The organism is Streptomyces sp. E2N166, assembly GCF_003671715.1.
GTDB classification, from domain to species: domain Bacteria; phylum Actinomycetota; class Actinomycetes; order Streptomycetales; family Streptomycetaceae; genus Streptomyces; species Streptomyces thinghirensis.
In genome coordinates this window covers 1,294,734-1,300,669 of record NZ_RAIF01000006.1, presented here as the reverse complement: position 1 = coordinate 1,300,669, position 5,936 = coordinate 1,294,734, and the positions used below count along the sequence as shown (strand labels likewise).

Here is a 5,936-nt window from a genome sequence, read left to right as displayed (position 1 = left end):
CCGCCGACCAGGAAGACCGGCACGACGCGCGGACGGCCGCCGTGGCGGAAGTACGGCAGTCCGCCGGCCCGGCGGCACCCGCCTACGACGACGTGGAACGCGAGGCCGTCCTGAAGGTCATGCGCGAACGCCGTGACATCCGCAACGGCTTCCGCAGCGACCCCATCCCGCACGAGGTGCTGCTCCGCGTCCTGGAGGCCGCCCACACCGCGCCCTCCGTCGGCCACTCGCAGCCCTGGGACTTCGTCGTCATCCGCTCCGCCGACACCCGCCGCGCCATGCACGAACTGGCGATGCGTCAGCGCGAGGCGTACGCGAAGTCCCTTCCCAAGGGCCGGGCCAAGCAGTTCAAGGAACTGAAGATCGAGGCCATCCTCGACACCCCGGTCAACATCGTCGTCACCGCCGACGGGACGCGCGGCGGCCGGCACACCCTGGGCCGGCACACCCAGCCGCAGATGGCGCCGTACTCCTCCGCGCTCGCGGTCGAGAACCTCTGGCTCGCCGCCCGCGCCGAGGGCCTCGGCGTCGGCTGGGTCAGCTTCTTCGACGAGCGTGAGATGGTCCGCGCCCTCGGCCTGCCCGAACACCTGGACGTCGTCGCCTACCTGTGTGTCGGGTACGTCGACGAGTTCCCGGACGAGCCCGAGCTGATGCAGGCCGGCTGGTCCAAGCGCCGCCCGCTGTCCTGGGTCGTGCACGAGGAGACGTACGGCCGACGCGCCCTGCCCGGAGAGGACCCCCACGACCTGCTTGCCGAGACCGTCGCACAGATCCGCCCGCTCGACGCCAAGGCGCTCGGCGAGGCATGGGAGCGGCAGAAGCGCATGACCAAGCCGGCCGGCGCGCTCGGCATGCTGGAGATCATCTCCGCCCAGCTCTCCGGCCTGTCCCGCCAGTGCCCGCCGCCCATCCCGGAGCCCGCGGCCGTCGCGGTCTTCGCCGGCGACCACGGGGTGCACGCCCAGGGCGTCACCCCCTGGCCGCAGGAGGTCACCGCCCAGATGGTGGCCAACTTCCTGGGCGGGGGAGCGGTCTGCAACGCCTTCGCCACCCAGGTCGGCGCCGAGGTGTGCGTCGTGGACGTCGGTGTCGCCACCGACCTGCCCGCCACGCCCGGCCTGCTGCCCCGCAAGGTCCGCGCGGGCACGTCCGACATGACCACCGGCCCCGCGATGAGCCGCGAGGAGGCCAAGCAGGCCATCGAGGTCGGCATCGAGACCGCCCGCGACCTGGTGGCGGCCGGCAACAAGGCGCTGCTCACCGGCGAGATGGGCATCGCGAACACCACCGCGTCCGCCGCGCTCATCTCCGTCTTCACCGGCGCGGACCCGGCCGACGTCACGGGCCGGGGCACCGGCATCAATGACGAGACGCTCGCCCGCAAGACCGAGGTCGTCCGCCGCGCGCTGGAGATCCACCAGCCCGACCCGGCCGACCCCATCGGCGTCCTCGCGTCGGTCGGCGGCTTCGAGCACGCGGCCATGGTCGGCCTGCTGCTCGGCGGCGCCTCCCTGCGCACGCCGGTGATCCTGGACGGCGTCAGCGCCGGCGCCGCCGCCCTGGTGGCCCGCGCGATCGCCCCCGAGGTCCTCGCTGCCTGCATCGCGGGTCACCGCAGCGCCGAGCCCGGCCATGTCGCCGCGCTCAACAAGCTGGGCCTGCGCCCGCTGGTCGACCTCGACCTCCGCCTCGGCGAGGGCACGGGCGCGCTGCTCGCCCTGCCGATGGTGCAGAGCACCGCGCGGGCGATGCACGAGGTCGCGACGTTCGACTCGGCGGGCGTCACCGAGAAGTAGTCCCACGGCCGAGCGGGGGAGGGGCGGCGCGGCCGGTGATCCGTCACCGCCGCCCCGCCCCTGCCCCCGCCGTAGGCTGGACCGACCTCGTGCCACCTCCGCACGTCTCCTAGAATCCGCACGTATCCCCACGTCAGGGCCGCTCCATCGCCGCAGCGCCCACCGCACCGCCAGGACGAGGAGCCCTCCCTCATGGCCGAACACCCCGCCTACCCCGTAGGCCTCCGTCTCACCGGCCGTCGCGTGGTCGTCCTCGGCGGCGGGCAGGTCGCCCAGCGCCGCCTGCCCGCCCTCATCGCGGCGGGCGCGGACATCCGCCTCGTCTCTCCCGAGGCGACCCCCTCTGTCGAGGCCATGGCGGACGCGGGTGAAATCGCCTGGGAGCAGCGCCCGTACGCGGACGGCGACCTCGCGGACGCCTGGTACGCCCTGATCGCCACCAGCGACACCGACGCCAACGCCGCCGCCTCCGCCGAGGCCGAGCGCCACCGCGTCTGGTGCGTCCGCTCCGACGACGCCGACCAGGCCACGGCGTGGACCCCGGCGACCGGCCACAGCGAGGGCGTCACCGTCGCCGTACTCACCACGAGCGCGCGCCAGCGCGACCCCCGCCACACCGCCGCCATCCGCGACGCGGTCGTGGAGGGCCTGCGCGACGGCACCCTCGTCGCCCCCCACCAGCGCACCCGCACCACCGGCGTCGCCCTGGTCGGCGGCGGCCCCGGCGACCCCGACCTGATCACCGTCCGCGGCCGCCGCCTGCTCGCCGAGGCCGACGTCGTCATCGCCGACCGGCTCGGCCCGCGCGACCTGCTCGCCGAGCTGCCGCCGCACGTCGAGGTCATCGACGCGGCGAAGATCCCGTACGGCCGTTTCATGGCGCAGGAGGCCATCAACAACGCGCTGATCGAGCACGCCAAGCAGGGCAAGGCGGTCGTACGGCTCAAGGGCGGCGACCCGTTCGTCTTCGGCCGGGGCATGGAGGAGGCGCAGGCGCTGGCCGAGGCGGGCATCCCGTGCACCGTCGTCCCCGGCATCTCCAGCTCCATCTCGGTCCCCGGCGCGGCCGGTATCCCGGTCACCCACCGGGGCGTCGCCCACGAGTTCACCGTGGTCAGCGGGCACGTCGCCCCCGACGACGAGCGCTCCCTGGTCGACTGGCCGTCCCTCGCCCGACTCACCGGCACGCTCGTGATCCTCATGGGCGTCGACAAGATCGGCCGGATCGCCGAAACCCTCGTCGCGCACGGCAGGTCCCCGCAGACCCCGGTCGCCCTCGTCCAGGAGGGCACGACGGCGGCCCAGCGCCGCGTGGACGCCACCCTCGCCACGGTCGCCGAGACGGTCGTCGCGCAGGAGGTCAGGCCGCCCGCCGTCATCGTCGTCGGCGAGGTCGTCGGCGTCGGCCCGCACGGGACCGGTGCCTGACATGGCCGACCTCATCACCATCCACGACCCCGACGACCCGCGCCTGCACGACTACACCGGCCTGACCGACGTCGAACTGCGCCGCAGGCGCGAACCCGCCGAGGGCCTGTTCATCGCCGAGGGCGAGAAGGTCGTCCGGCGGGCCGGCGAAGCGGGCTACGCGATGCGCTCGATGCTGCTCTCGGCCAAGTGGGTCGACACCATGCGCGACATCATCGACGAGGCCCCCGCCCCGGTGTACGTCGTCGACCCGGCGCTCGCCGAACAGGTCACCGGCTACCACGTCCACCGCGGCGCCCTCGCCTCGATGCGGCGCAAGCCGCTGCCCACGGCGGCCGGCCTCCTGACCACTGCCCGCCGGGTCGTCGTGATGGAGTCGGTCAACGACCACACCAACATCGGCGCGATCTTCCGCTCCGCAGCCGCCCTCGGCATGGACGCGGTCCTGCTCTCCCCGGACTGCGCGGACCCCCTGTACCGGCGCAGCGTGAAGGTCTCGATGGGCGCGGTCTTCTCCGTCCCGTACGCGCGCCTCGACACCTGGCCGACCGGCCTGGAGACGGTCCGCGAGGCGGGCTTCACACTCCTGGCCCTCACCCCCGACGAGCGTGCCAAGGCCCTCGACGAGGTCGCCCCGCACCGGATGGACCGGGTGGCCCTCATGCTGGGCGCCGAGGGCGACGGCCTCTCCCGTCGTGCCCTGGCGGCCTCCGACGAGTGGGTCCGCATCCCGATGTCCCACGGCGTCGACTCCCTCAACGTGGGCGCGGCGGCGGCGGTCGCCTTCTACGCGGTGGCGACGGGCCGGCCCTCGGCGTAGAACCGGCAGACCGACCGGCCACCCGGCCACCCGGCCGAGGACCGGTCGTCGACCGTCCCGGCCTGTCCGTCCGCAGTCCGTCGACGGTCGGCCCCGCCCGTCTACAGCCCGGACGCCCGATGTCCGGAAGACTGGCCCCGCACGTCCACCCGCTCCTCCCGCGTCGGCACGTCGACCCGCTCCTGCCGCGCCCGTACGCCGTCCCGTTCGTCGCCGAGACCCCGCGCCGGTCCCTGGCAGCCCTGCGCCGCGGCGATGCCCAGCGCGACCAGCAGCGTCACGACCACGAACACGAACAGCCGCTGCCGCAGCAGCCGCGGGTTCGCGGGCCGTCGCCAACGGGTTCCCGTGGTCCTCGGTGCCGTACGGCCGGCTCCGCTGCGCGGCGCGGGCCGTCCGCCGCTGTCGTTGCGTGAGGAGTTCCGGCCGGTGGTGTCGCGGGAGGCGGGAGTGGGCCGCGACCCGGACCGCGCCCCCGCTCCGCCGCCGCGCGAGGCGCTGCCGCCCCGGGCGGCGGACCCGTTGCGGGACGGCGCGCCACCGCGGGAGGGTGAGCCGCCGCGTGCCGGATCGCCGCCGCGTGCCGCAGCCGGGCCCCGGGCTCCCGGAGTGCTCCGCGGCGCGGGCGTGCCCTGTGCGCCCGGACGGCCCTGCGGCCGCCGCTGAGCACGCTCCGGGTAGGTGTCGGCGAGCCGTCCCGTGGGCAGGTCCGCCTCTCCGCTGCGCGGCGCGGGCGGCCGTACGTCGGCCAGGCCCTGGGCCTCCCGGGCGGCGATCTCCTTGAGCCGCAGCGACAGTTGCAGCGTGCTGGGGCGCTCCTCGGGATCCTTGGCCAGGCACGCCCGTACCAGTGGGGCGACGGCGTCGGGGACGCCGTGCAGCTGGGCCTCCTCATGCACCACGCGGTACAGCATCACCTCGGAACTGCCGTGCCCGAAGGGCGAGTCGCCCATCGAGGCGTACGCCAGTGTGGCACCGAGCGAGAACACGTCCGTGGCCGGTGTGACCGCCGCCCCGCGCACCTGCTCCGGCGCGAGGAACCCGGGGGAGCCGACCGCGGTGCCGACGTGCGTGAGCGTGGAGGCACCCGTCGCCCACGCGATGCCGAAGTCGATGATCCGCGGCCCCTTCGGGGACAGCAGGATGTTGGACGGCTTCAGGTCCCGGTGCACCACCCCGGCCTCGTGCACGGCGACCAGGCCCTCGGACAGGGCCGCGCCCACGGCGGCGACGTCCGCCGCGCCGAGCGGGCCCCCGTCGGCGACCTTGTCGTGCAGGGAGGGGCCGGGCACGTACTGCGTGGCGAACCACGGCCGGTCCGCCTCCAGGTCCGCGGCGACCAGCCGGGCGGTGCAGCCGCCGCGGATGCGCCGGGCCGCCGAGACCTCGCGGGCGAACCGTGAGCGGAACTCCTGGTCCTCGGCCAGGTCGGGCCGGATGACCTTGAGCGCGACCCGCTGCCCCTTCTTGTCGGAGCCCAGGTAGACCACGCCCATTCCACCCGCGCCGAGCCGCCTGTGAAGCCTGAACGAGCCGACGACGCGCGGGTCCTCGCGCCTCAGGCGCATCATCGCCATGTTCATCCCCGCTGCCCGGTCCCTGTGACGAGCCACAGCTTACGTTTCCACGGCCGCCCGCGCGCAGAGGCCGCGCCCTCTCGGAACGACGGATTGTCAGTGCCGGGTGCGAGAGTTGAGGAGCGGTCAGGGAACGTGGGAGCGGCTCGGCACCGATCCGCCGGTGATCCCAACCGCCCGCCACGGGGCGGTCATTGGGCCGAGGGAGGCGGAGCGGGTGGAGGCGGCGGAGGACACCGGGGAGGCGCCCCCGCCCGCGGCGTGGCGGTGGACGCGGCCGTGCGCGGGGCGGAGACCGGGGTGCGCCCGGAC

The 5,936-nt window shown here is 74.9% G+C and carries 4 protein-coding genes; 3 read left to right on the top strand and 1 reads right to left on the bottom strand.

Annotated features, from left to right (window positions below; all coding sequences use genetic code 11):
- The 3 genes from cobT to EBH09_RS06290 all read left to right on the top strand — a co-directional run.
- A partial coding sequence (cobT, locus tag EBH09_RS06300; protein WP_193776130.1) for a nicotinate-nucleotide--dimethylbenzimidazole phosphoribosyltransferase occupies positions 1-1,799 on the top strand: 1,799 nt, incomplete at its 5' end.
- Positions 1,800-1,991: 192 nt separating this feature from the next.
- Complete coding sequence (gene cobA, locus EBH09_RS06295; RefSeq protein ID WP_121745955.1) at positions 1,992-3,227, top strand: uroporphyrinogen-III C-methyltransferase; 1,236 nt, start codon at positions 1,992-1,994, stop codon at positions 3,225-3,227.
- Between the two features lies 1 nt (position 3,228).
- Positions 3,229-4,047 (top strand): RNA methyltransferase, encoded by an 819-nt coding sequence (locus EBH09_RS06290; protein ID WP_121745954.1) that lies wholly within the window; start codon positions 3,229-3,231, stop codon positions 4,045-4,047.
- A 101-nt stretch (positions 4,048-4,148) separates the two neighbouring features.
- On the opposite strand, the gene EBH09_RS06285 is transcribed toward EBH09_RS06290, so the two are convergent.
- Complete coding sequence (locus tag EBH09_RS06285) at positions 4,149-5,630, bottom strand: serine/threonine-protein kinase (RefSeq protein ID WP_238697195.1); 1,482 nt, start codon at positions 5,628-5,630, stop codon at positions 4,149-4,151.
- Positions 5,631-5,936: the final 306 nt, after the last annotated feature.